The 24,601-nt window shown below is 62.4% G+C and carries 21 protein-coding genes and 1 riboswitch; of the genes, 7 read left to right on the top strand and 14 right to left on the bottom strand.

Annotation, left to right across the window (positions count from 1 at the left end):
* Positions 1-6: 6 nt before the first annotated feature.
* Positions 7-1,515 (top strand): AhpA/YtjB family protein, encoded by a 1,509-nt coding sequence (locus tag EIY71_RS10115; RefSeq protein ID WP_085608487.1) that lies wholly within the window; start codon positions 7-9, stop codon positions 1,513-1,515.
* Between the two features lie 378 nt (positions 1,516-1,893).
* Here EIY71_RS10115 and EIY71_RS10110 read toward each other — a convergent pair whose 3' ends face one another.
* From EIY71_RS10110 to EIY71_RS10070, 9 genes are all read right to left on the bottom strand, one after another.
* Positions 1,894-2,604, bottom strand: coding sequence for a membrane integrity-associated transporter subunit PqiC (locus EIY71_RS10110; protein WP_085746491.1), 711 nt, complete (start codon positions 2,602-2,604; stop codon positions 1,894-1,896).
* 177 nt (positions 2,605-2,781) lie between these two features.
* Positions 2,782-5,046 carry a DNA topoisomerase IV subunit A gene (gene parC / locus EIY71_RS10105; protein ID WP_011332166.1) on the bottom strand — a complete coding sequence of 755 codons (2,265 nt, stop codon included), beginning with the start codon at positions 5,044-5,046 and terminating at the stop codon, positions 2,782-2,784.
* Positions 5,047-5,053: 7 nt separating this feature from the next.
* A complete protein-coding gene (locus EIY71_RS10100; protein ID WP_007952204.1) occupies positions 5,054-5,578 on the bottom strand; it encodes a TIGR02281 family clan AA aspartic protease in 525 nt (174 codons plus the stop codon).
* Complete coding sequence (locus EIY71_RS10095) at positions 5,575-6,564, bottom strand: esterase-like activity of phytase family protein (protein ID WP_134021607.1); 990 nt, start codon at positions 6,562-6,564, stop codon at positions 5,575-5,577. Before EIY71_RS10095 ends, EIY71_RS10100 begins: the two co-directional genes overlap by 4 nt.
* Positions 6,564-8,471: a DNA topoisomerase IV subunit B gene (parE, locus tag EIY71_RS10090; protein WP_085608483.1), complete on the bottom strand. Its 1,908-nt coding sequence runs from the start codon at positions 8,469-8,471 to the stop codon at positions 6,564-6,566. The genes EIY71_RS10095 and parE overlap by 1 nt, the downstream gene beginning before the upstream one ends.
* A gap of 42 nt (positions 8,472-8,513) precedes the next feature.
* Positions 8,514-9,122: a YqiA/YcfP family alpha/beta fold hydrolase gene (locus EIY71_RS10085; RefSeq protein WP_064382909.1), complete on the bottom strand. Its 609-nt coding sequence runs from the start codon at positions 9,120-9,122 to the stop codon at positions 8,514-8,516.
* Positions 9,123-9,218: 96 nt separating this feature from the next.
* The gene (gene cpdA, locus EIY71_RS10080; RefSeq protein ID WP_102716957.1) at positions 9,219-10,034 is read right to left on the bottom strand and encodes a 3',5'-cyclic-AMP phosphodiesterase; all 816 of its coding nucleotides are present in this window, start codon (positions 10,032-10,034) and stop codon (positions 9,219-9,221) included.
* Between the two features lie 105 nt (positions 10,035-10,139).
* Entirely contained in the window at positions 10,140-10,592 is a 453-nt protein-coding gene (locus EIY71_RS10075) for a DUF1249 domain-containing protein (protein ID WP_007952222.1), read from the bottom strand.
* Positions 10,583-11,200, bottom strand: a complete 618-nt coding sequence (locus EIY71_RS10070) for an NUDIX domain-containing protein (RefSeq protein ID WP_102686800.1) — start codon at positions 11,198-11,200, stop codon at positions 10,583-10,585. Before EIY71_RS10070 ends, EIY71_RS10075 begins: the two co-directional genes overlap by 10 nt.
* Positions 11,201-11,421: 221 nt before the next feature.
* Here EIY71_RS10070 and EIY71_RS10065 point away from each other — a divergent pair, with 221 nt between their 5' ends.
* On the top strand, positions 11,422-12,168 hold the full coding sequence (locus EIY71_RS10065) for an RsiV family protein (protein ID WP_134021605.1): 747 nt from the start codon (positions 11,422-11,424) through the stop codon (positions 12,166-12,168).
* On the opposite strand, the gene cytX is transcribed toward EIY71_RS10065, so the two are convergent.
* Entirely contained in the window at positions 12,137-13,429 is a 1,293-nt protein-coding gene (cytX, locus tag EIY71_RS10060) for a putative hydroxymethylpyrimidine transporter CytX (RefSeq protein WP_134021603.1), read from the bottom strand. The two genes, EIY71_RS10065 and cytX, sit on opposite strands and share 32 nt — an antisense overlap.
* Before the next feature lie 108 nt (positions 13,430-13,537).
* Positions 13,538-15,427, bottom strand: coding sequence for a phosphomethylpyrimidine synthase ThiC (thiC, locus tag EIY71_RS10055; RefSeq protein ID WP_134021601.1), 1,890 nt, complete (start codon positions 15,425-15,427; stop codon positions 13,538-13,540).
* A gap of 146 nt (positions 15,428-15,573) precedes the next feature.
* Positions 15,574-15,679: riboswitch (TPP riboswitch) on the bottom strand.
* 196 nt (positions 15,680-15,875) lie between these two features.
* Between thiC and EIY71_RS10050 the strand changes: the two genes are divergently transcribed.
* Positions 15,876-17,309: a TolC family outer membrane protein gene (locus EIY71_RS10050; RefSeq protein ID WP_134021599.1), complete on the top strand. Its 1,434-nt coding sequence runs from the start codon at positions 15,876-15,878 to the stop codon at positions 17,307-17,309.
* A 30-nt stretch (positions 17,310-17,339) separates the two neighbouring features.
* On the opposite strand, the gene waaA is transcribed toward EIY71_RS10050, so the two are convergent.
* Positions 17,340-18,620, bottom strand: a complete 1,281-nt coding sequence (gene waaA, locus EIY71_RS10045; RefSeq protein ID WP_134021597.1) for a lipid IV(A) 3-deoxy-D-manno-octulosonic acid transferase — start codon at positions 18,618-18,620, stop codon at positions 17,340-17,342.
* Between the two features lie 11 nt (positions 18,621-18,631).
* Entirely contained in the window at positions 18,632-19,534 is a 903-nt protein-coding gene (locus EIY71_RS10040) for a LysR family transcriptional regulator (protein ID WP_134021595.1), read from the bottom strand.
* 102 nt (positions 19,535-19,636) lie between these two features.
* Here EIY71_RS10040 and EIY71_RS10035 point away from each other — a divergent pair, with 102 nt between their 5' ends.
* The 4 genes from EIY71_RS10035 (at position 19,637) to EIY71_RS10020 (ending at position 23,080) form a co-directional block, all read left to right on the top strand.
* On the top strand, positions 19,637-19,969 hold the full coding sequence (locus EIY71_RS10035; protein WP_007952237.1) for a multidrug efflux SMR transporter: 333 nt from the start codon (positions 19,637-19,639) through the stop codon (positions 19,967-19,969).
* Positions 19,970-20,095: 126 nt separating this feature from the next.
* The gene (locus EIY71_RS10030) at positions 20,096-21,271 is read left to right on the top strand and encodes an FAD-binding oxidoreductase (RefSeq protein ID WP_134021593.1); all 1,176 of its coding nucleotides are present in this window, start codon (positions 20,096-20,098) and stop codon (positions 21,269-21,271) included.
* Entirely contained in the window at positions 21,268-22,080 is an 813-nt protein-coding gene (locus tag EIY71_RS10025) for an aldo/keto reductase (RefSeq protein WP_134021591.1), read from the top strand. Before EIY71_RS10030 ends, EIY71_RS10025 begins: the two co-directional genes overlap by 4 nt.
* 31 nt (positions 22,081-22,111) lie before the next feature.
* Complete coding sequence (locus EIY71_RS10020) at positions 22,112-23,080, top strand: metal ABC transporter ATPase (RefSeq protein WP_134021589.1); 969 nt, start codon at positions 22,112-22,114, stop codon at positions 23,078-23,080.
* Between the two features lie 66 nt (positions 23,081-23,146).
* On the opposite strand, the gene hldE is transcribed toward EIY71_RS10020, so the two are convergent.
* On the bottom strand, positions 23,147-24,571 hold the full coding sequence (hldE, locus tag EIY71_RS10015) for a bifunctional D-glycero-beta-D-manno-heptose-7-phosphate kinase/D-glycero-beta-D-manno-heptose 1-phosphate adenylyltransferase HldE (RefSeq protein WP_007952241.1): 1,425 nt from the start codon (positions 24,569-24,571) through the stop codon (positions 23,147-23,149).
* Positions 24,572-24,601 lie beyond the last annotated feature (30 nt).

The following is a 24,601-nucleotide window of genomic DNA, read 5'->3' as shown; positions in this document are numbered from 1 at the left end:
AGCTCAGTGAACCGGCCCACGCCAGTTAAAACCGATAACTTCTTTCTGCTGATCTTCCGTGCACTGCGCCACCGCCGTGTACCGATTGCATTGCGCATTGCCAGCCATAACGTGATCCTGGTCGCTCTGGCCCTGGTGATCTATGCCTGCGTGATGGGCCTGCAGTTCAAGCAGGCCATGCACGAGCAGGCCGATGCGCTGGGCGAAAGCCTGACCACGCAGACCGCCACCTCCGCCACCGAGCTGCTGGTGTCCAACGACATCCTCAGCCTCAACGTGCTGCTCAACAACCTGACCAAGAACAAGCTGGTGGCCCACGCCGCCATCTACAGCGTGGACAACCGCATCCTCGCCGAGTCCGGTCAGCGGCCCAAGCACGGCCTGCTGGGCGAAGCCGAGGGCATGTACGAGAGCAAGATCACTTTCCAGGACGTGACCGCCGGGCAACTGCGCATCAGCCTGGACATGGATCAGTTCCAGCAGCCGATGACCATCAGCCTGCAAAGCATGGGTATCCTGAGTGCGATCCTGCTGGCACTGTCACTGGCCCTGAGCCTGCGTCTGGGCCGGCACATTTCCACGCCGCTGCTGCAACTGCGCGTGTGGTTGCGCCGGATCGACGAATACACGCCGGGTATCGAACGTCAGGACGAGATCGGCGATCTTGCCCGCCAGTTACACGCCAACTATGCGCCGGAGCCGGCCGAACCGGAGCCTGAGCCGGAACCCGAGTTCGAGGACGACGAGCCGGAATTCGAAGTGCGCAACCTGCGTGATCCGAGTTTCGACGAGAGCCGCCCAATGGCTGCGCAGAAGCCTGCGCCACGCCATGTGGTCAGCACCGTTGAAGACGACGATGACGAAGACCCGTTCGCCGATCTGCGTGACGAGTCGCTGGACGAAGCAGCACAACCGGCAGTGCGCCGACCGACCCCGAGCGTGCCGCAACACACGGCGGTGCTGGCGGTACAACTGGGCTCGCAGGAACAACTGCGCCGTTTGCCGCGCGCACGTCTGGAAGAGTTGCAGGATCGCTATCGCGACTGCCTGGAGCAGGCTGCTTCGCTGTACCAGGGCGAAATCGAAACACTGAACGACGGCAGCACCCTGATGCTGTTCCACACCGAAGACAGCGGCGACGATTACCTGACCAACGCTATCTGCTGCGGCGAGCTGCTGCGGGCGCTGGGCCACCAGTTGCAGATCGAAGTCGCCGACAGCGGCATCACCCTGCAATTGCAGCTGGGCCTGACACTTGGCGACGAGCTGTTCGGCCTGAGCCAGATCGACCTGTTGCTGACCGACTCCGCCCAGGACGCCCTGGCTCTGTCGCAACACAGCCGCAACCTGCTGCTGGTGGAGCGCAAGATCGGTGACGACGCGCTGATCCGTCAGCGTGCGCGGATCCGGCCGATTGCCAGCCCTGAGGGGGCTTGCTGTGTGGAGCGGTTGATGGAGCCTTATCCGTCGATGCTTGAGCGGCAGCTGGCGCGGATGCATGAGCGTCGGGCCTGAGGCCTTGCCCTTGATGTGAAGAAGCCCGCAGACGAGTGATTGTCTGCGGGCTTTTTGTTTGTGGCGTTATTGTGATATCACCCGTCGTCAAACAGCCCCTCACCCTAGCCCTCTCCCAGAGGGAGAGGGGACTGACTGAGGTGTATAACGCTATCCGTCGACCTGAAAATTTGAGTCGATTATGGATTCACAGCCGAGCTTTCAAGTCGGCGTACCTCCCGAATATCCCCCAATCAGTCCCCTCTCCCTCCGGGCGGTCCGACGTTTCGGGAGGGTTAGGGTGAGGGGCTTTTCGAGTCGGACACAATGCATGTCCCACCAACGCCCAGACACGACAAAGCCCGCAGAAGGCGGGCTCTGTCCTGACTCGATCCAGCCTTAGAAGCGAAACACTTCCATATCCGTACGAATCGGCGAAGCCATCGGAATCTTCGGCTGCTTCTCGGCTTCCGCCGCCGGTGCTGCCGGTTTCGGTGCCGGTTTGCGCGGCGCTTCGGCGACCGGTGGCTGATTGGCCAACGGCTTGAGCGCTACCGACAACTGCTCGGCCAGACGCTGCAACAACACGCCTTGCGCCTGCACCTGCGCGGCGGTGGTGCCGGCATGCTGCTCTTGCAGATGGACGATGCGGTTATCCCTCACCTGGCCACGGCGGTCGATCAGACGCCATTGCGCATCGAGGATCGCCGGTTGCGATTGACCAGAATCCAGACGCGTAATGGTCAACAGCACCTGCACATCCGGGGTGAAGCCCACAGTGGCCGGCGCCAGCACGACGCGCTGACTGTCCAGATGCCCGGCAACCTGACGCAACAGCAACTGATCGATGTCCGACGAAAGGCTTCCGGCCCAGCGACCATCGGTCGAAGCTTGGAGGCTGCCATCCGGTTGACGCTGCAACAGGGTTTCCCGTTGCAGGTAATCGGCAACGATCACAGGGCCCAGCAAAACTGCCATGCCCGCGCTTTGCGCAGGCTGGGCCGGACTTCCGCTGTCCAGCTGATACAGCGACACCGGCTGGTGAACGCTGCAACCCGCCAGGCCAAGAACGCCGGCGAGCAGGAAAATAAGGGGGCGCAGAGAAGTCATCATCCCGTCCAGGTGGCCGCCACAAGGCTGACCACAGTGAAAATACTCAATAAATATGAAGAACGCTCGGCCACGCCGGCGCTTGGAAAGGCCATATCATCCGTGAATATGCGTTCCGACTCCAGCGCCAAAGCGCCGATCTACGGGTTAAATCGTAGATCGGAGCGTCTGGGACGCTTAATTGAGGTTTTCGACGAGCAGCGCATCCACCCGCTGGAAGCCACGTGGCAGTTTGTTACCACGGCGACCACGTTCACCTTTGTAGTGTTCGAGGTCGTCGGCTTTCAGCGACAAGGTACGTTTTCCGGCCTGCAGCACCAAGGTGGCGCCTTCCGGAAGAACGGCGATGTCCGTGACATATTCTTCGCGACTGGCCACACGCTCACCTGATATACCGATGATCTTGTTGCCTTTGCCCTTACCTAATTGTGGCAGATCGCTGATCTTGAAGATCAACAGGCGACCCTCGGTCGTCACCGAGGCCAGCCAGTTGTGCTCGCGGTCGGCGACCGGACGCGGCGCAATCACCTTGGCGTTGTTCGGCAGGCTCAACAACGCCTTGCCGGCCTTGTTCTTGGCTTGCAGGTCTTCGCCTTTCACCACAAAACCGTAGCCGGCGTCGGAGGCGATCACGTACAGCGAGTCCTCTTCAGGCATCAGCACGCATTCGAACGTGGCGCCCGGCGGCGGCGTCAGACGGCCGGTCAACGGCTCGCCCTGACCCCGCGCCGATGGCAGGGTGTGGGTGGCCAGCGAGTAACTGCGGCCCGTGGAGTCGATGACCACCGCCGACTGGTTCGAACGCCCCGCCGCCGAGGTCTTGAAGCCGTCCCCGGCTTTGTACGACAGGCCGGTGGCGTCGATCTCGTGGCCTTTGGCCGAACGGATCCAGCCTTTTTCCGACAGTACGACGGTGACTTTCTCGTTCGGCAGCAGATCGTGCTCGGTCAACGCCTTGGCTTCAGCGCGCTCGACGATTGGCGACCGACGGTCATCGCCGTAGGTTTCAGCGTCTTTCAGCAGCTCGCTGCGAACCAGCTTCTTCAGCTTGGCTTCGCTACTCAGCAGGGCTTGCAGCTTGGCCTGTTCCTTGAGCAGTTCGTCCTGCTCGTCGCGCAGCTTCATCTCTTCCAGTCGCGCCAACTGACGCAGACGGGTGTCGAGGATGTAGTCGGCCTGGATCTCGCTGAGGGCAAAACGCTCGATCAGCTTGGCTTTCGGGTGTTCCTCGGTGCGGATGATGTGGATCACTTCATCCAGGTTGAGGTAGGCGATCAGCAAACCGTCCAACAGGTGCAGGCGACGCTCGACTTTGTCGAGGCGGAATTGCAGGCGGCGACGCACGGTCAGCACGCGGAATTCCAGCCACTCCACCAGCAACGCACGGAGGTTTTTCAGCTGCGGCTTGCCGTCCAGACCGATGATGTTGACGTTGACCCGATAGGTCGACTCCAGCTCGGTGCTGGCGAACAGGTGCTGCATCAGCGCTTCGTGATCGACGCGGCTGTTGACCGGAATGATCACGATGCGGCACGGGTTCTCGTGGTCGGATTCGTCGCGAAGGTCGGCGATCTGCGGCGCTTTCGACGGTTTGGCCTGCATCAGTGCAGCGATCTGCTCGAGCACCTTGGCCCCGGAGACCTGATGCGGCAGCGCGGTGACGATGATGTCACCGTCCTCGACGTGGTACACGGCGCGCATGCGCACCGAGCCCTTGCCGGTTTCGTACATTTTCAACAGGTCGGCGCGTGGGGTGATGATTTCCGCTTCGGTCGGGTAGTCCGGGCCCTGAATGTGTTCGCAGAGCTGTTCGACCGTAGCTTTCGGCTCATCGAGCAGGCGCACGCACGCGGTCGCGACTTCGCGCAGGTTGTGCGGGGGTACGTCGGTGGCCATACCCACGGCGATGCCGGTGGTGCCGTTGAGCAGGATATTCGGCAAACGTGCCGGCAACACCAGCGGTTCCTGCAGGGTGCCGTCGAAGTTCGGGCCCCAGTCTGCGGTGCCCTGGCCCAGTTCGCTGAGCAGCACTTCGGAATAACGCGACAGCCGCGCTTCGGTGTAACGCATGGCGGCGAAGGATTTCGGATCGTCCGGCGCACCCCAGTTACCCTGGCCGTCCACCAGCGTGTAGCGATAACTGAACGGCTGGGCCATCAGCACCATCGCTTCGTAACACGCCGAGTCGCCGTGCGGGTGGAACTTGCCGAGCACGTCGCCGACGGTACGCGCCGACTTCTTGTGCTTGGAATCGGCATCCAGCCCCAGCTCGCTCATGGCATAGACGATACGCCGCTGTACCGGCTTCAGACCGTCGCCGATATGCGGCAGGGCACGGTCCATGATCACGTACATGGAGTAGTTGAGGTAGGCATTTTCGGTGAAGTCAGCCAGCGACCGGCGTTCTACGCCATCTAAGCTGTCTGCAAGGTTATCGCTCATGCGGGCCTCATCGGTTCGTTGTCTGGCGCAGCAGCATGGTGCCGCCGCGCTGAGTAAATTCAAGTTTGTTCAGGGCGCTCATGCCGAGCAGCACCTGATCGCCATGCAGCCCCGGCGCCACCAGTGCGCGGACGTCCCGCAGCACGATGTCGCCCAGTTGCAGGCGGTCGATACGGGTGCGATAGCCCTGGCTCAGGCCATTGGCCGTGCTCAGGGTCACACCGAAACCTTCTTCCAGCCGGAGGTTTTTCGCCACCTCAGCCGGGATTGCCACGTCGGTCGCGCCGGTGTCGAGCATGAACTCCACCGGCCGACCGTTGATCAGGCCACTGGCGACAAAATGTCCCTGGGCGTTGCCGATCAGTTTCACTTCGATAAAGCCGTTGCCCTGCTGCGAAGCCACTTCCACATTGGGATTGCGCTGGCGCTCTTCCCACTGGCCGAAAAACCGCGTGGCCAGAAACAGCGCCGCGCACCACGCCAGAATCATCAGCACCCGACCGGCGCGTTTGCCCGGCGGTTGCTGGCTCATGGCTTGGCGCTCCAGCCACCCTCAGGCGCGGCGAAGCGCCAGATGATCGGGCGAACCTCGCCATCGGCGCGCGGGCCGAAATTGTTGTCGACGCCGATCCAGGCACCCTGTGCATCGACGACCAGCGCCTCTTCCAGCCCGAAGTTCTGCTCGTAACGACGATTGGCCTGCAACAGCTCGGCCGCATACGACCAGCAGAGCTCGACCTTGGCCGTCTGCGCATCCCGTCGACAGATCTGGTACGCGTTGCGCTCAAGGGTAAACAGCTTGCCGTTGAACAGGGAGATATCGGAAAAATCCCGATTGACCGGACGGGCTTTCGGAAACTGCGGCGGTTGCATTTCCATGCCGCCCTCGCTGAGCAACACGCAGCGACCGTCACAATCCCACACCGTCTGCTGGCGCTTGATCAGCAACAAGCCACGGCTTTGCCGCTCGGCGGCCAGCCACATCTGATCGCCCGCCGGGTTGATCGCCAGGCCTTCGAATATCGCATTGAATTGCAGCAACATCCCGCTGGCCCGCGCTTCGCGCACCATCATCGGCGAGATTTTCAGCCACGACGACGGCCCCTGCGGCGGCACTTGCAGCACGGCCGCGTGGGCTTCGCTGACGATGTAGCGGTTACCGGCGCTGTCGCAGCTGATGCCTTCGAAATCCAGATCGCCGCCCCGAATGAACGACGCTGCCCAGGTTCGCGAGCTGATGCCCCACGGCAAACCGCTGTCCGGCACTTTCGGCGGATCGATGCGCACGGCCGTGGCCTGCCAGACCCGATCGCGGATATCGAGACGGTAGATCTGATCATCGTCGCGATCCGAAACGGTCCACAAGTCATTGCCGCACAAGGCCAGCCCCGACAGGTTGCCGCCGCGCATGCCTTCGACCGGGTGCTCGGCGAGCACGCGCAGTTCTTGCGCAGGCTCTGCCGACACCGTCATCGAACCCAGCAGCAACGCACCCGCCAAGGCCCAGCCAAACCGCATCAGGCCAGAACCTCGGCGAGGTTGCCCTTGGATTCGAGCCAGGTCTTGCGGTCGCCGGCGCGTTTCTTCGCCAGCAGCATGTCCATCATTTCCGAGGTCTCGGCGAAGTCGTCCCCAAGGGTCAACTGCACCAGGCGCCGGGTATTCGGGTCCATGGTGGTTTCACGCAGTTGCGGCGGGTTCATTTCACCCAGGCCTTTGAATCGGGTGACCTGCGGCTTGCCGCGTTTCTTCTCGGCCACCAGACGGTCGAGAATCCCGTCGCGCTCGGCGTCGTCCAGGGCGTAGAAAATCTCTTTGCCCAGGTCGATGCGGTAGAGCGGCGGCATCGCCACGTAGACGTGACCGGCATCCACCAGCGGGCGGAAATGCTGGACGAACAAGGCGCACAACAATGTTGCGATGTGCAGACCGTCGGAGTCGGCGTCGGCGAGGATGCAGATCTTGCCGTAGCGCAGCTGGCTCATGTCCTCGGCGCCCGGATCGACACCGATGGCCACGGCAATGTTGTGCACCTCCTGACTGGCCAGCACTTCGCTGCCGTCGACTTCCCAAGTGTTGAGGATCTTGCCGCGCAACGGCAGGATCGCCTGGAATTCCTTGTCCCGCGCCTGCTTGGCAGAACCGCCGGCGGAATCACCTTCCACCAGGAACAGCTCGGAACGCATCGGATCCTGCCCGGCGCAATCGGCCAGTTTGCCCGGCAACGCCGGCCCCTGGGTGATGCGCTTGCGCTCGACTTTCTTGCTGGCCTTCAGGCGACGGCCGGCGTTGCTGATTGCCAGTTCGGCCAGCGCCAGACCGGTTTCAGGGTTGGCGTTGAGCCACAGGCTGAACGCGTCCTTGACCACACCGGAAACGAAAGCCGCTGCTTCACGAGACGACAGACGCTCCTTGGTCTGGCCGGAGAATTGCGGCTCCTGCATCTTCATCGACAGGACGAAAGCAATGCGCTCCCAAACGTCTTCCGGCGCCAGCTTCACGCCACGCGGCAGCAGACTGCGGAATTCGCAGAACTCGCGCATCGCATCAAGCAGGCCCTGACGCAGACCGTTGACGTGGGTGCCGCCCTGCTCCGTCGGGATCAGGTTGACGTAGCTTTCAGTGACCGAGGTGCCACCTTCCGGCAGCCACAGCAAGGCCCACTCGACCGCTTCCTTGGTACCGGCCAGGTTGCCGCAGAACGGCGCGTCCGGCAGGCGCTCGAATTCGCTGACCGCGTCCACCAGGTAGGAACGCAGGCCATCTTCGTAATGCCACTCGACCTTCTCGCCAGTGCCTTTGTCTTCGAAACTGATCAGCAGCCCCGGGCACAGAACGGCCTTGGCCTTGAGCACGTGCTTGAGGCGGCTGATGGAGAATTTCGGCGAATCGAAGTATTTCGGATCCGGCGCGAAGTACACGCTGGTCCCGGTATTGCGCTTGCCGACGGTGCCGATCACTTGCAGATCGGTGGCCTTGAAGCCGTCGGCAAAGGTCATTTCATATTCGTTGCCGTCACGCTTGACCCGCACCCGTACCTGGGTCGACAAGGCGTTGACCACGGAAATACCCACCCCGTGCAGACCACCGGAGAACTGGTAGTTCTTGTTGGAAAACTTGCCGCCCGCATGGAGCTTGGTGAGGATCAGCTCGACGCCCGACACACCCTCTTCCGGATGGATGTCGACCGGCATGCCACGGCCGTCGTCGCAGACTTCCAGCGAATGATCGGCATGGAGGATGACCTGGATCGATTTGGCGTGGCCGGCCAGGGCTTCGTCGACGCTGTTGTCGATGACTTCCTGGGCAAGGTGGTTCGGCCGACTGGTGTCGGTGTACATGCCGGGGCGCTTGCGCACCGGGTCGAGGCCCGAGAGGACTTCGATGGCGTCGGCGTTATAGGAGCTAGCGCTGGGAGTGGCCATAGGGTCTCGTCGTCAGTGATTCAATGAAAATGGGGCAAGACTTCACAGTGCGGTGAAATCGATTGCCTGATAGGTATCGGCACCAATCCCGGCAAAGCTGAGCAATGCCGGCAATTGTGTAACAAATCCCTGGAAACTGTGGTCGCCGCCGGCCTGAATGCGCAAGGCGCAGGCCCGGTAATACTGCTGGGCAAGGCGATAATCCAGCGTTTCATCCCCGGTCTGCAACCATACCTGATAACGCTGCGGATCCTGCGGCGCCGGCACTTCCAGCTCGGCCAGGGCCGTCACGTGGTCGTGGGTCAGCTCCCAGGTTTCGTCGGTGTACAGGTTTTTCTGGGTGCCCAGGTATCCGTCGAACATCCGGTGCGGACTGACGGCCGGGTTGACCAGCAGGGCTTTCAAGCCATGGCGCTCGGCCAGGTGAGTCGCATAGTAGCCGCCGAGCGAGCTTCCCACCAGCAATGGCCGGCCGAGTTCGGCGATTGCCTGTTCCAGCTGACCGATGGCTTCGCGCGGGTGGTGATGCAGCGCCGGCACACGCAGTTGATCGCTCAAACCCAGCCGCTCCATCACCTCGACCAGCTGACAGGCCTTTTTCGAGGCCGGCGCACTGTTGAAACCATGGATATAGAGAATCGAACCGGACATTTGAGCTCCCTGGGCGTCGGCTGAAGAAAGCGGAGTTTACAGGGAGTCGAGGGGTGTTGGGCCAGCACCCGAGGAAATCAGCGCTGCGCCCTTTGATCAGTAACCGTCGGAGCCGTAATCAACGGTGAACCGGAAATCGGTGACACGCTCCACGCCCGTCTCAATCCGACCATCTGGCAACAAGCGCAACCAGCGATACCCCGGTGCCTGCTCGCCGACCTTGAAGTCTTCACTGCCCGGCTCGAACTGGATGCAGGTCGACGGCGATGCCATCAGCCTTACGCCGTTGCGCTCGCGGTCGATCTCCTGATGCACATGCCCCCACAGCACGGCACGGGCCTGCGGGAAACGATCGAGCACCTCGAAAAAGGCTTCCGGATTGCGCAAGCCGATCGGCTCCATCCAGGCGCAATCGATCGACATCGGGTGATGGTGAAAGCACACCAGATGATGGCGATCCGGCGCTTCGCTCAGGGCGCGGGCGAGCAGTTGCAGTTGATCATCCTGCAAATACCCCGGCACCGATCCGGGCACCGCCGAATCGAGCAGGGTCACGCGCCAGTTGCCGACGTCCACTACAGACTCCAGCAACGCACTCTTCACCGTCGCCTGCGCCATGATCTGTGGCTCGTCGTGGTTGCCGGGAATCCAGCGGGCCGGAGCATCGATCTGCGCCGTCATCTGCCGGAATTGCTGGTAGGACTCCAGCGTACCGTCCTGGGACAGGTCGCCGCTGGCAACGATCAGGTCGATCCGCGGTTGCTGTTCGAGCACCAGCTCGATGACTTTTTGCAGGCTCTCGCGGGTGTTCATGCCCAGAAGGGTTCCGTCCGCCTCGGCGAACAAATGACTGTCAGAGAGCTGCACCAGCAACGCCGTGTCGGCGGTGGTCAAAGTCGATACGCTCGGCAAGGCGTTCTCCCCCGGGATCGCGGGACTGGATAGGTGCGGCAATTATGCGGGGGGACAGCGCAAAGAGAAACCGGCGAACCGGACGCAGTTCACAACTTGCGGTGGTTATCGGACCGCCGCGTATTCGTGTCCGCACGCCAGGCAATGACTCAGCCACTCGCCCAGGAACAGATTGAGCTGGGCCTTCTCGTCCGGCTGATGCATGGCCGCATTCGGGTAAGGATAGACGCCGCGAAACCGTCGCGCATGCTCGGCGCTGATCACCTCGGCCATGCGCGCGTCGTGATAGACCTGCACTTCCAGTTGCGGCACCGGCAGCCACGGCAGGCTGTGTTCCTGACGCACCTGCAGGGTCGTGGTGTAAGGACAGGCCTGTAGCACTTCCAGGGTCAGTACGCCGAGCATCTGGTCGCCCTGGGTCACGGCGATTCGCCGTGCCTCGGGGTCGCTGCGCATGTCCGGCAACAGTCGCATCAGGCGCGCGTAGTTCGCCTCGCAGGCGGCTTGCAGGCCCACGAGGTCGACGCGGTAGCGATCGCGCAGCTTGTTTACGACCATAGCCCCCTCACTTCGGCGCGATTGAGCGCCAGCCACTGCAAGGCGATGATGCTCGCCGCATTGGCAATCCGTCCGTCACGTACGGCCTGCAGGGCATCTTCAAAAGCCCAGACCGTGACGCGAATATCTTCAGCTTCTTCCTCCAGCCCATGCAGGCCGCCCGCGCCTTCGGTGCTGCAACGCCCCAGATACAAATGCACGAATTCGTTGCTGCCGCCCGGCGATGGAAAGTATTTGGTCATCGGCCACAGGGCCTTGATGTCCAGCCCAGCTTCCTCCTGTGCCTCGCGGTGAGCAACTTCTTCCGGCTGTTCGTCCTTGTCGATCAGACCGGCGACCAGCTCCACCAGCCACGGGTTATCGGCCTTGCCCATCGCGCCGACGCGAAACTGCTCGATCAGCACCACTTCATCGCGCTGCGGATCGTAGGGCAGCATGCACACCGCATCGTGGCGCACGAACACTTCACGATTGATTTCGCGGCTCATGCCACCGGCGAACAGTTCGTGGCGCAAGTGCAGACGGTCGAGCTTGTAGAAGCCCTTGTAGCACTGCTCGCGTCGCACGATATCGACGGCGGTCGGAATGGCTTTGGCAAAATCGGTCATGAGCATCCTCTTTACTGCAAATCCAATACGAGGCGCCTTACCTGCGACCTCGACTTCGCGCCATCCTAACGCGCCGGTGACGTTTGATGCAGCCCCTTTACTGTCAGCGGGATGGACGGTGGAGGCGAAACCCACTCTAATTAGCTTAGTGGCGAACTGACCGCTTCGTTGAGAGTCGAAGCGGTAACTTTTTGCCTTCCCCTGCTTCAGAAAGGACGCCCATGTCGCTTTTCAAAATCGCCTCCGTGGCCGCCATCGCCCTGACCCTGGGCGCCTGCGCCAGCCTGTTCCAGCCCAACTACCGCACGCCGCTGGAAACCACCCGCGACGCCTCGGAAACGCTGAAACCGGGCTGTTCCAACCCGGACTGCCCGCTGGTGAACATCGATACGTTGCGCTTCCCGGCAGAACCGGCGCTGGACGGCATCATCGAAAAACGCCTGCTGCAGATGACCCGCACCGCACCGAACACCCCGGTGGCGCCGACGCTGGCAGCGTATCGCGAGCAGTTCCTGGCCAACGCCGGCCCGCGCAACAGCAGCTATTTGCAGGCGAAAGTACGCGAGCAGCATGACGGTCTGGTGATCATCGAAACGTCGAGCTACCTGGACACCGGCGGTGCCCATGGCACGCCGGGGCGCGGTTTCATCAACTATTCGCGTCAGCAGCACAAGGTGCTGACCCTGGCGGACATGCTTCTGCCGGGTCAGGAAGAAGCGTTCTGGAAAGCCGCGCAAGTGGCGCACAACAGCTGGCTGATCAGCACCAAGCTCGATCAGGAACCGGAGTTCGTGAAGAGCTGGCCATTCGTTAAAACCCCGAACGTGGCGCTGACCTACGGCGGCGTGATCCTCAAGTACGACGTGACCACCATCGCGCCTTATGCGCTGGGCCACGTCGAACTGAAGATCCCTTACCCGCGCCTGAACGGCATTCTCAAACCCGAGCTGTTTCCCGGCCGTAACTGAAAGCCCGACCGAGCACCAGTTGCAGCAGCCCTGCCAGCACCAGCGTCGGCAGGGTCGCGCCGACATCCGGATACAGATTGGCCAGCAAGTGATAGGTGCTGATGCCACCCAGCCAGGCCAATAGTGCCGGCCAGCGCAACGCGGCCGACGCCACCTGGGCACTGCGCTTGCGCAGGATGAAGTGATCCACCAGCACCACGCCGAACAGCGGCGCAAACACCGAACCGATCAGCAGCAGGAAGTTCTGGTATTGCGCCAGTGGCGCGAGCAAGGCGATCAGGGTGCAGATCACACCGATGGCCAGCGCCAGATGCTCGACTTTCAGGCGCAACAGAATCCCGCTGGAAACCGCGGCCGAGTGAATATCGGCGAAAGCGTTTTCCGACTCGTCCAGCAGAATCAGCAACAGCGGAATGCCGAGACCTGCACCGGCCAGCGCCAGCAGCAGCGCGTTGACTTCACCGCTCGGTGCGAATGCCAGGGTGTAGGCGACGCCCAGGCTCATCAGCCAGAAGTTGCCGATGAAGAAACCGATCGCGGTACCGCCGAATACATTCTTGGCCCGCTTGCCGAAACGCGAATAGTCGGCAATCAGCGGCAGCCACGACAGCGGCATCGCAATCGCAATGTCGAAGCCCACGGCGAGCGGCATCGAGCCATCCCCGGCCTGTGCCCACAAGGCGGCGAGATCAGCCTTGGCGAACAGGTTCCAGGTCAGCCAGATGCACGCGGCCAGAATCAGCCAGATGCCCCACTTGCGCAGGATCTTGCGCACGAACGTCAGCGGCCCGCTGACCGCGAGCAAAGTCGCCAGTGCCCCGAAGCACAAAGTCCACAGCATCGGACTGGCCCACAGCGAACCTTCGCTGAACGCACGGGTGCCGAGCAGGCTGGCCGCATCGCGCATGACGATGATTTCGAACGAGCCCCATCCGATCAATTGCAGCAGGTTGAGCAACGCCGGCAGGCTCGCGCCTTTGCTGCCGAGGCTGAGTTTCAGCGCAGCCATAGACGACAGGCCGGTGTCGCTGCCGATCACGCCGACGGCGGCCAGCAACAGGACGCCGACCAGGGTGCCGAGGAAGATCGCCAGCAGCGATCCCGACAGGCCCAGCCCCGGCGCCAGCAGCGCACCGGTCTGCAAGACCATCAGGCCGATGCCGAGGGAAAACCATAGGGAAAACAGATCGCGACCGCCAAACACACGCTGGTTGCCGGGTACGGCGAGGTCGGGGGAATAAGTACCGGGTTGAATGCTCAAGGACGTTTCTCACAGAGAAGCAGAAAAAAGCTGCAAGCTGCAAGCTACAAGTCAGAAGCGATATGCGGACTGCTTCTCCTCTTGTAGCTTGTAGCTTGCCGCTCGTGGCTAGACTTTCTTGTACAGCTGACTGCCTTCCTTCTTGAACCGCTCGGCCTGTTCCGCCAGGCCTTGGGCGACGTCCACGTCGACCGCGTCGATCCGCTGGTTGGCCGCGTATTCGCGGACTTCCTGAGTGATCTTCATCGAGCAGAATTTCGGCCCGCACATCGAACAGAAATGCGCGACCTTCGCCGAGTCCTTCGGCAGGGTTTCATCGTGATACGAACGGGCGGTGTCCGGGTCCAGACCGAGGTTGAACTGGTCTTCCCAACGGAATTCGAAACGCGCCTTGCTCAAGGCGTTGTCGCGGATCTGCGCGCCCGGATGTCCCTTGGCCAGGTCCGCGGCGTGAGCGGCGATCTTGTAGGTGATGATCCCGGTCTTCACGTCATCCTTGTTCGGCAGACCCAGGTGCTCCTTCGGCGTCACGTAGCAGAGCATCGCGCAACCGAACCAGCCGATCATCGCCGCACCGATGCCGGAGGTGATGTGGTCGTAGCCCGGCGCGATGTCGGTGGTCAGCGGGCCGAGGGTGTAGAACGGCGCCTCGTCGCAGCATTCCAGCTGCTTGTCCATGTTCTCTTTGATCAACTGCATCGGCACGTGGCCCGGGCCTTCGATCATGCATTGCACGTCGTGCTTCCAGGCGATCTTGGTCAGCTCGCCGAGGGTTTCCAGTTCGCCGAATTGCGCTTCGTCGTTGGCGTCGGCAATCGAGCCCGGACGCAGGCCGTCGCCCAGCGAGAAGCTGACGTCGTAGGCCTTCATGATTTCGCAGATTTCGTCGAAGTGGGTGTAGAGGAAGTTCTCTTTGTGGTGGGCCAGGCACCACTTGGCCATGATCGAACCGCCACGGGACACGATGCCGGTCACGCGTTTGGCGGTCAGCGGCACGTAGCGCAGCAACACGCCGGCGTGGATGGTGAAGTAGTCGACGCCCTGCTCGGCCTGTTCGATCAGCGTGTCGCGGAATAGCTCCCAGGTCAGGTCTTCGGCGACGCCATTCACTTTTTCCAGCGCCTGATAAATCGGCACGGTGCCGATCGGCACTGGCGAGTTGCGGATGATCCACTCGCGGGTTTCGTGGATGTGTTTGCCGGTGGACAAGTCCATCACGGTGTCCGAGCCCCAGCGAATTCCCCAGGTCAGTTTCGCCACTTCTTCTTCGATGGACGAACCCAGCGCGCTGTTGCCGATGTTGCCGTTGATCTTCACCAGGAAGTTACGGCCGATGATCATCGGTTCCAGTTCGACGTGGTTGATGTTGGCCGGGATGATCGCGCGGCCACGGGCGATTTCTTCGCGGACGAATTCAGGGGTGATTTCTTTCGGGATGCTCGCGCCGAAGCTGTGGCCGGCGTGTTGCTGGTTCAACAGGCCAGCGGCGCGGGCGTCTTGCAGCTTCATGTTTTCGCGGATGGCAACGTATTCCATCTCGGCGGTGATGATGCCTTTGCGGGCGTAGTGCATCTGGCTGACGTTGGCCCCGGCCTTGGCGCGGCGCGGGTTGTTGACGTGGGCGAAGCGCAGCTTGGTCAGCTCCGGATCGGCCAGACGCTCCTGGCCGAAGTTCGAGCTCAGGCCTGGCAGGCGCTCGGTGTCGCCACGGTCGTCGATCCACGCCGAACGCACGTCGCCCAGACCTTTGCGCACGTCGATCACCACATTCGGATCGGTGTACGGGCCGGAGGTGTCGTAGACGGTGACCGGCGCGTTGATTTCGCCGCCGAAGTCGGTCGGGGTCACATCGAGGGTGATTTCGCGCATCGGCACGCGGATGTCCGGGCGGGAGCCCTGAACGTAGACTTTTTGCGAACGGGTGAACGGTTGAACCGACTGCTCGTCGACCTTGGCCGAGTCACTCAGGTTGATCGCGTTTTTAGATTTTGTAGTCATCACGGGCTCTCCAGACAGCATCCAGGCAGTGGATTGTCGGAGCAGAACCTGAAAGGCACGGACGCACCAGGACTGGTGCTGTGCATCGTCGTCGAGCGTTCGATTGTCGAACAATATCCCGGACGAAGCACAAGAGGACTCGCCGGGTGACGAGAAATCTTGTTCCCTACGCAGGCGCTAACCTGATCAGGTTCAACGGGATCCGAAATTATTCGATCTCAGCCTCATAGCAAGGCACCCCGACAAGAACCCGGCCAGTCTAGACACAACCGGCAAAGAACGCCAACACCGCGGCAAACACCATGATGAATGGCGCAATTGGCAGATTGTTGCCTGCCGCCTGCGCAACTACACTCGCTACGCCATGCTGCGCCTTGACGCTGCATGGGCTGCGCCTTACCTTTGGCGCCCGGATTATTTCCATAATATTCATGCTAGGGATCGCCTCATGCTGCGCAAACTCTCACTGGCTGTTGCCGTGTCTTGTGCGTCCACCACAACGGTCTGGGCAGCAGAAGCGCCTTTATCGACCAGGACGGATCTGGTCAGCGTCTATCAGGAAGCGGTCGACAACAACGCCGACCTGGCCGCCGCCCGCGCCCAGTACGGTGCGCAGAAAGAAGTCGTGCCCCAGGCCCGCGCCGGGTTGCTGCCGAACCTGTCCGGCGGCGCTGAAGTCGCCAACGTACGCACGTCGATCGACCAGCCCTCGGCCATCGCCAATCGCAGCGCGCACTCCTATCAGGCGACGCTGGCGCAACCGCTGTTCCGCGCCGATCGCTGGTTCCAGTACCAGGCCGCCAAGGACGTCAACGAGCAGGCCGCGCTGCAACTTTCGGCCACCGAGCAGAACCTGATCCTGCAAACCGCCGAAAGCTACTTCAACGTGCTGCGCAGCCAGGACAACCTGGCCTCGACCAAGGCCGAGGAAGCCGCGTTCAAGCGCCAGCTCGACCAGTCCAACGAGCGCTTCGATGTGGGTCTGTCGGACAAGACCGACGTGCTGCAATCGCAAGCCAGTTATGACACAGCACGGGCCAACCGGATCGTCGCCCAGCGTCAGGTCGATGATGCGTTCGAAGCGCTGATCACCCTGACCAACCGCCAGTACAACTCGATCCAGGGCATCGTCCACACGTTGCCGATCCTGCCCCCGGCGCCGAACGACGCCAAGGCCTGGGTCGATACCGCCGCGAAACAGAACCTCAATCTGCTGGCCAGCAACTATGCGGTCAGCTCCGCCGAACAGACCCTGAAACAGCGCAAGGCTGGCCACCTGCCGACCCTCGACGCCGTGGCCAAATACGAAAAGGGCGACAACGACGCCCTGGGTTTCTCCAACCCGAATGCGTTCGGTACGCCGTACAGTGGCAATGTCGAGCAGAGCACCGTGGGCCTGCAACTGAACATTCCGATCTACAGTGGCGGATTGACCAGCTCCCAGGTGCGCGAGTCCTACTCACGGCTGGACCAGACCGAACAGCAGCGTGAAGGCCTGCGTCGGCAAGTGGTGGAGAACACCCGCAACCTGCACCGCGCGGTGAACACCGACGTCGAGCAGGTGCAGGCGCGCCGGCAGTCGATCATCTCCAACCAGAGTGCGGTGGAAGCCACGGAAATCGGTTACCAGGTGGGGACGCGCAACATCGTCGACGTGCTCGACGCCCAGCGTCAGCTCTACACTTCGGTACGCAACTACAACAACACTCGCTACGACTACATCCTCGACAATCTGCGGCTGAAGCAGGCGGCGGGGACGTTGAACCCGGGTGATTTGCAGGATCTGACGCGTTATCTGAAAGCCGACTACAACCCGGACAAGGACTTCCTGCCGCCGGATCTGGCCAAGGCTGCGGAAGCGCAGCTCAAGGCCCGGCCTTAAACAAAAAACGCAGCCCTGAGGCTGCGTTTTTTATGGACGGTCGATCAACCTTCCCAGGCCATCGAGCAAGCGCTGCAACGCGCCCTGATTGCGGCGCATCACGCTCAGCCCGGCTTCCGCCATGCGCTGTGCGTCGCGCGGCAATTCGAACAGACGCTGCACTTCTGTCGCCAGACCTTCGGCATCATCCACTTCGGCCAAGGCTCCGGCGCTGCGCAGTTGCGCGGCGATGTCGAGGAAGTTAAACAGGTGCGGGCCGCTGATCACCGGTTTCGCCAGCGCTGCCGGTTCCAGCAGGTTGTGGCCGCCGTTGGGCACCAGGCTGCCGCCGACGAACGCGCTGTCGGCCAGGGCATAGAGAAACAGCAATTCGCCCATGGTGTCGCCGAGCAGCACCGACGTTGCAGCATCGACGCTCGCGCCGGTCGAACGACGCACCGTGGCAAAGCCTTCACGCTGGCACAACTCGAACACCGAGTTGAAACGCTCCGGATGGCGCGGCACCAGAATCAGCAGCGCATCGGGATGGTTGGCCAGCAAGCGACGGTGGGCATTCAGCACCACTTCATCTTCGCCTTCATGGGTGCTGGCGGCGATCCATACCGGTCGCTCCAGCGCCTGCCACTGGCCACGCAGTTCAGCAGCACGTTGCAGCAGTTGCGGGTCGATGGTCAGGTCAAACTTGATCGAGCCGGTGACTTCGACTGTCTCCGGGCGCGCACCGAGATCACGGAAACGCTGTGCTTCAGCTTCGGTCTGCACGGCGAACAGGCTCATCTCGGCCAGCATCGGTGCGGTCAGTTTGCTGAACCGGCCATAGCCCTTGGCTGAACGTTCGGACAGGCGCCCGTTGGCCAGCGCCACCGGAATCCTGCGTTTGGCGCATTGGTGAATGTGGTTGGGCCACAGTTCGGTTTCCATGATCACCGCCAGTTTCGGCTGCACGCGATCCAGAAAACGCGCCGCCGCGCAGGGCAAGTCATACGGCAAATAGCAGTGCTGGATGCGCGGCTCGTTGGCGAACAACGCGTGAATGCGCTCCGAGCCGGTCGGGGTCATACAGGTTACGGTGATCGGCAGCTGTGGATAACGTTGCAGCAGCGCGCGAATCATCGGCGCGGCGGCGATGCTTTCGCCCACCGACACGGCATGAACCCAGATGCCGCCCGGTTGCAGGGCCGGCATGCCATAGGAGAATCGTTCGCCAATCCGCTTGGCATACGCCGGCGCCTTGCGCGAGCGCAGCCACAGCCGAATCGCCACCAATGGCAGCCCCAGATAAAACAGCGCGGTGTAGAGAGTTCTATTCATGGCGGCGGAGTTTATCGGCTTTTGCCGCCGATCGCCCGCAGGTGTATGGCAAATCGCTCCGCCAGCCAACGGGCGGCTGGCCCGAGGGGTTCGTCGCGGCGCCAGACCAGCTCCACCACCAGCGCCGGCGGCGTCCATTCGCTGTCGAGTTCCACCATCAAGCCCTGATACGCCGAGTACTGCACCACGTGACGCGGCAGCCAGGCCCAACCGAGATCGCGCACCAGCCATTCGGCCATCACGTAGAAACTGTCGGCACGCCAGACCTGTGGGCTGGCCGGTTCGCTGCCGGGATAGACGCTGCTCTGAGTCGACATCAGCAGTTGCCGATGCTGAGCAAGCTGCTGGCAGTTGACCCGTGACTGCGCCGCCAGCGGATGATTGACCCCGCAGACGGTGACCATTTCCACACTGCCCAGCACCCGGCGCTCCAGCGCTTCGGGGATTTCGTCGTGATAGAACAGCAATCCGAGATCGGCACGGCGCTCCACCAGTTTGCGCGAAACCTCGCCTTGGGCGGCGCTGGTCAGTTGCACCTCAAGACTGGGAAACTGCTCGGCCAGCGCGCCGAAGCTTTCCACCAGCGCCTGATAAGGCATCGCTTCGTCCTGGGCTACCCGCAGTTGCGCTTCCTGCCCGCACATCATGGCCACGGCCCGACCGTTCAGGCGCTCGCACTGACGCAACACTTCACGCGCCTCTTCAAGCAAGGCTTCACCCGTTTCGGTGAGACTCGGCTGGCGACCGCTGCTACGCTCGAACAGACTGACGCCGAGGTCGTCCTCGAGCATGGCAATCGCGCTGCTGATCGCCGACTGCGCCTTGCGTTGCTGACGCGCCACGGCGGAAAACGAACGCTGTTCGGCCACCGCGACGAACACCCGCAACTGCTCCAGATTCCACTGCATGCTCATCGGCCAACCCATCTTGTAAACAGATAGGTAATGACTTTACCCCATCTGGGGAGTCACTAGAATGCCGCCTCAGAAAGCAACGCTACACACGAGGATTTGAACATGAACGCTTACGTCTACCTGGCCATTGCCATCTGTGCCGAAGTGATCGCGACCGTTTCGATGAAAGCCGTCAAAGGCTTCAGCACGCCTTTGCCACTGGTGCTGGTCATCGTCGGCTACGCCATCGCGTTCTGGATGCTGACCCTGGTGGTGCGCAGCGTGCCGGTGGGCGTGGCCTACGCGGTGTGGGCCGGCATGGGCATCGTGATGGTCAGCGTCGCGGCGCTGTTCATCTATGGGCAGAAGCTGGATATCCCGGCAATGCTCGGAATGGCGCTGATTGTGCTCGGCGTGGTGGTGATTCAACTCTTCTCGAAAACCGCCGGCCATTGATCCTGACCTGAGCCCTTGCAGGTAATTGCGCCGGCAAGGGCTGCCCTTCCTCCATTGATCATCGACAAATCCCCTTTTCCCCGAGTCTGTATACTGCGCCCTCGTCTTGAACACTGAGGTCGTTGCATGCCATCTCCAATTTCCACCGACGTGCTGATTGTCGGCGCGGGTGTCGCCGGTCTCTGGCTGAACGCGCGCCTGCGTCGCCAGGGTTTCTCGACCGTGCTGGTGGAAAGCGCCAGCCTCGGCGGCGGGCAGAGTGTGAAGTCCCAGGGCATCATCCACGGCGGCGCCAAGTACGCGCTGCACGGTGCGCTGACCGGCGCCTCGGAAGCCATCGCCGACATGCCGCGTCGCTGGCGTGAAGCCTTGGCCGGCAACGGCGAACTGGACCTGAGCGGCGTGCGCCTGTTGTCCGAAGCCCATTACCTGTGGTCGCCGGGCACCCTGGCCGGCAACCTCACCAGTTTCTTCGCCAGCAAAGCGGTGCGTGGCCGGGTCGATCAGGTCAAGGGCGATCAACTGCCGCCGGCTCTGCAAGACAAGCGCTTCAAGGGCAAGGTCTACCGCCTCGCCGAACTGGTGATCGACGTGCCGAGCCTGATCCAGCGTCTGGCCGACCTGTCGGGCGACGGTCTGCTCGCCGGCCAGAACATCGAGCCGTTGCTGGAAAGTGGCGTGCTGGTTGGCCTGAAAGTCGATGGCCGCGAGATCCGCGCCCAGCGCATCGTGCTTAGTGCCGGTGCCGGTACTGCCGACCTGCTGACTGCTTTGGGCCTGACTCATCCGGCCATGCAACGCCGGCCGCTGCACATGATCATCGCCAAGGGCCCGGGCCTGAAGCCGCTGTACGCGCACTGCCTGGGTGGCGGCACCAAACCGCGCATCACCGTGACCACGCACCCGGCGGCTGACGGCCAGTGGGTCTGGTATCTGGGCGGCGACATTGCCGAATCCGAAGGCGTGGCCCGTGAGCCGGCCGAACAGATCGCCACCGCTAAAAAAGAACTTGGCCAGTTGCTGCCATGGATCGACCTGAGCACCGTGCAATGGGCGACCCTGCGCGTCGATCGCGCCGAACCGCTGCAAACCGGCCTGACCCGTCCGGACAACGCGTTCCTTGCTGAAGAAGGTCGTCTGCTGGTCGGCTGGCCAACCAAACTGGCCCTGGCGCCGGACTTCGCTGACCGGGTGATTGCCTCCCTGGAGCGCGACGGCATCCAGCCGAGCCACGCTGCCCCGCTGCCAGAATTGCCAAAACCGCCGATGGGCGTTCCCGCCTGGGAGCAACTGCTGCCATGAGCCTGCCGACCCTGCACGATCTGCATCGCCCGCTGGGCAGCACCGGCCTGCTGGTTTCGCCACTGGGCCTGGGCACCGTCAAGCTAGGCCGCGACCAGGGCGTGAAATACCCCAACGGCTTCCAGATCCCCGACGACGATGCCGCGCGCATGCTGCTCAAACAGGCGCGAGAGCTGGGCATCAACCTGATCGACACCGCCCCGGCCTATGGCCGCAGCGAAGAACGCCTCGGCCCACTGCTGCGCGGCGAGCGTCAGGACTGGGTGATCGTCAGCAAGGTCGGCGAAGAATTTGTCGACGGCCAGTCGACCCACGACTTCAGCGCCGCTCACACGCGGATGTCGGTGGAGCGGAGCCTGCAACGTCTTGAAACTGATTTTATCGATCTGGTGCTGGTGCACTCCGACGGTAACGATCTGGCAATCCTCAACGACAGCGAAGTCTACGCAACCCTCGCGGCACTCAAGGCCGAGGGCAAGATTCGCGGCTTCGGCTTTTCCGGCAAAACCGTCGAAGGTGGCCTCAAAGCACTGGAGCAAGGCGACTGCGCGATGGTCACCTACAATCTGAACGAACAAAACGAGAAGGCGGTCATTGACTATGCTGCTGCCCACGGCAAAGCCATTCTGGTGAAGAAGGCGCTGGCCAGCGGTCACGTGTGCCTGAGTCCCGGCGTGGATCCGGTGCGCGCCAGCTTCGAGTTGCTGTTCGCCCAGCCCGGCGTGGCCAGTGCCATCGTCGGGACAATCAATCCGCTGCACCTCGCCCATAACGTTGCGACCGTTGCCCAGGTCCTTCGTGGTCACTGACGCCGCCTCGCGGCCTTAAGCAGGAGCCGACATGCCGCGTACGCTCATCAGAAAGAACCCGAGCAACTTCAAGACGCTGCCGCTGTTCGTCGAAGCCACGCCGGAAGGCCTGACCTACCAGAGCGTGGGCATGCCGCTGAATTTCTCCCAGACCCTGCAGCGGCGCAAACCGGTCAGCGTGGCCGACGCAGAGCGTTTTGCACTGGAACTGGCCAACCTCGGTGTCTCGGTGCGCCTGACCCTGCACTGGCAGAATCGCGATTACTGGGTACTGGTGCGCCAGCGCCGGCAGGATCGCGGCGACGTCGTGCTCAAGCTGATTTCCGGCTACGTGCCAGCCCATGAGCTGAATATTCCGCTGCACACGGCGATTCAGGAAATCGCCGAGGAATGTCTGCTGGAAACCCCGGAAGGCTGGCTCGGCGGGCGCTTCAACGACACCTGGCTGCCAGCGCCGTACGCCTCGGCGCTGCATTATCGCGAGGCCCTGCCCTTTCGCCTGACGCCGTTGTCCGGTTCGGCGCGGCCGGTGCGCTGCGCCAATCTGCAATTGCTTGAACGGCCGAGGGCTTACGTGCATTTGCCGACCGCGTCCCTGCAATTGATCTACGACTTGCGGCTGGACGTGCCCAAAGAAGCCAAGAACCTCAGCCTGTTTCATGTCGATGAACGACTGGAAGGCGATCAACTGGTTGCCCGACTCGACCGCAAACGTCCCGATCTGTATTTAATGCCATTGCAGGACGGCGAGCCGCTGCCTGAGCTGTACACGCTCAAGAAAGGTCAGTTGTACCCGGCGGGCACTCGCGGTCTGTACCTGGCGGAAAGTTTCGCCCGACAGGACGGCTGGCTGGTGCGCGATGAGCGGATTCGCTGGAAGGACTGGCTGCGCCAACAGGGTTTGACCCCACCGCCCAAGGACACGGGGCTGGCGCGCTTGCGTGGCAAGGCGAAGCAGCTGTTGAAGAAGATCGTGCCGCGCAAGAAAGTGAGTTCCTGAACGGCAAAAGACCGCGCCTGCGAGTGACTCCGGAGAGTCAGCGCAGGCACGGTCTTCATGTTTGCATCACTCGGACTTGCGGATTTTTTCCACAATCGCCGTGGTCGAGCTGTTTTCCACCAGCCCCAGCACTTTAACGGTGCCACCATAGGCTTTGACGATATCCGCGCCGACAACCTGGTCGATGCCGTAATCGCCGCCCTTCACCAGCACGTCCGGCTTGACCTCGCGCAGCAGGTTTTCCGGAGTGCCTTCGGCGAAGCTGATCACCCAGTCCACCGCACCGAGACCGGCGAGAACCGCCATGCGCCGGTCGACGCTGTTGATCGGCCGGCCCGGCCCTTTCAGACGGCTGACGGAGGCGTCGTCGTTGATCGCAACGATCAGGCGATCGCCTTGGGCTCGCGCCTGCTCGAGATAGGTCACGTGGCCGGCATGCAGGATGTCGAAGCAGCCATTGGTGAACACGATCTTCTCGTTGTGCGCACGGGCATCGGCGACTGCCAGCAGCAGTTGCTCCAGACCCAGCACGCCGCGCTCGGAACCTTCTTCACGCTGGATGGCGCGACGCAGCTCAGGGGCGCTGATCGCCGCGGTACCCAGCTTGCCGACGACGATGCCCGCCGCCAGATTGGCCAGCGCCACCGCGTGCGGCAGTTCTTCGCCAGCGGCAATTGCGGCCGCCAGGGTGGAAATCACTGTGTCGCCGGCACCGGTCACGTCGAACACTTCACGGGCCCGAGCCGGCAGGTGCAGCGCCGGATGATCCGGACGCAACAGGGTCATGCCGTGTTCGCCACGGGTCACCAGCAGCGCGCCGAGATCCAGGTCGTGCATCAGCGTTGCGCCCTTGGTCACCAGCTCGTGCTCATCGGCGCAACCGCCGACGATGGCTTCGAACTCGCTGAGGTTCGGGGTGATCAGGCTCGCGCCACGGTAAATCGAGAAATCTTTGCCCTTCGGGTCGGCCAGCACCGGAATGCCTTTGGCACGGGCGGCCTGGATCAGCGCCTGATGGTTTTTCAGGGCGCCCTTGCCGTAGTCGGACAGCACCAGCACCTTGATGCCTTCGAGCAGATCGTCGACCTGCGCGCCGAGGGCCAGTGCGTCGGTGGCGAACGGTTCTTCGAAGTCGATACGCAGCAATTGCTGGTGCCGGCTCATGACCCGCAGCTTGACGATGGTCGGCTGGTGCGCGATGCGCTGGAACAAGGCTCGCACGCCCGCCCCCTTGAGGCTGTTGCTCAGGCTGTCGGCGGCTTCGTCGTCACCGGTCACACCGACCAGCGAAGCCGGCGCACCCAGCGCGGCAATGTTCAAGGCAACGTTGGCGGCACCGCCCGGGCGGTCTTCGATTTGCTCGACTTTAACGACAGGAACCGGCGCCTCAGGGGAAATCCGTGAGGTACCACCATGCCAGTAACGGTCGAGCATGACATCGCCGACCACCAAGACAGGGGCTTGATCGAATCGCGGCATGGACAACTTCATGGAGCAACCCACATACAAAATGAACAGGGG

It is taken from the genome of Pseudomonas sp. CH235, assembly GCF_004368175.1.
Lineage (GTDB): Bacteria > Pseudomonadota > Gammaproteobacteria > Pseudomonadales > Pseudomonadaceae > Aquipseudomonas > Aquipseudomonas paraglycinae.
This window is presented reverse-complemented; position numbering and strand designations above follow the sequence as displayed.

Bases quoted from the DNA above. Each gene is read 5' to 3' on its own strand.
- EIY71_RS10040 (WP_134021595.1), bottom strand. From the start codon at position 19,534: ATGAGCATGCAGTGGAATCTGGAGCAGTTGCGGGTGTTCGTCGCGGTG.
- parE (WP_085608483.1), bottom strand. From the start codon at position 8,471: ATGGCCACTCCCAGCGCTAGCTCCTATAACGCCGACGCCATCGAAGTC.
- hldE (WP_007952241.1), bottom strand. From the start codon at position 24,571: ATGAAGTTGTCCATGCCGCGATTCGATCAAGCCCCTGTCTTGGTGGTC.
- EIY71_RS10110 (WP_085746491.1), bottom strand. From the start codon at position 2,604: ATGACTTCTCTGCGCCCCCTTATTTTCCTGCTCGCCGGCGTTCTTGGC.
- EIY71_RS10070 (WP_102686800.1), bottom strand. From the start codon at position 11,200: ATGACCGATTTTGCCAAAGCCATTCCGACCGCCGTCGATATCGTGCGA.
- EIY71_RS10065 (WP_134021605.1), top strand. From the start codon at position 11,422: ATGTCGCTTTTCAAAATCGCCTCCGTGGCCGCCATCGCCCTGACCCTG.
- EIY71_RS10035 (WP_007952237.1), top strand. From the start codon at position 19,637: ATGAACGCTTACGTCTACCTGGCCATTGCCATCTGTGCCGAAGTGATC.
- EIY71_RS10095 (WP_134021607.1), bottom strand. From the start codon at position 6,564: ATGCGGTTTGGCTGGGCCTTGGCGGGTGCGTTGCTGCTGGGTTCGATG.
- EIY71_RS10020 (WP_134021589.1), top strand. From the start codon at position 22,112: ATGCCGCGTACGCTCATCAGAAAGAACCCGAGCAACTTCAAGACGCTG.
- EIY71_RS10025 (WP_134021591.1), top strand. From the start codon at position 21,268: ATGAGCCTGCCGACCCTGCACGATCTGCATCGCCCGCTGGGCAGCACC.
- EIY71_RS10030 (WP_134021593.1), top strand. From the start codon at position 20,096: ATGCCATCTCCAATTTCCACCGACGTGCTGATTGTCGGCGCGGGTGTC.
- parC (WP_011332166.1), bottom strand. From the start codon at position 5,046: ATGAGCGATAACCTTGCAGACAGCTTAGATGGCGTAGAACGCCGGTCG.
- thiC (WP_134021601.1), bottom strand. From the start codon at position 15,427: ATGACTACAAAATCTAAAAACGCGATCAACCTGAGTGACTCGGCCAAG.
- EIY71_RS10050 (WP_134021599.1), top strand. From the start codon at position 15,876: ATGCTGCGCAAACTCTCACTGGCTGTTGCCGTGTCTTGTGCGTCCACC.
- EIY71_RS10085 (WP_064382909.1), bottom strand. From the start codon at position 9,122: ATGTCCGGTTCGATTCTCTATATCCATGGTTTCAACAGTGCGCCGGCC.
- EIY71_RS10075 (WP_007952222.1), bottom strand. From the start codon at position 10,592: ATGGTCGTAAACAAGCTGCGCGATCGCTACCGCGTCGACCTCGTGGGC.
- EIY71_RS10100 (WP_007952204.1), bottom strand. From the start codon at position 5,578: ATGAGCCAGCAACCGCCGGGCAAACGCGCCGGTCGGGTGCTGATGATT.
- waaA (WP_134021597.1), bottom strand. From the start codon at position 18,620: ATGAATAGAACTCTCTACACCGCGCTGTTTTATCTGGGGCTGCCATTG.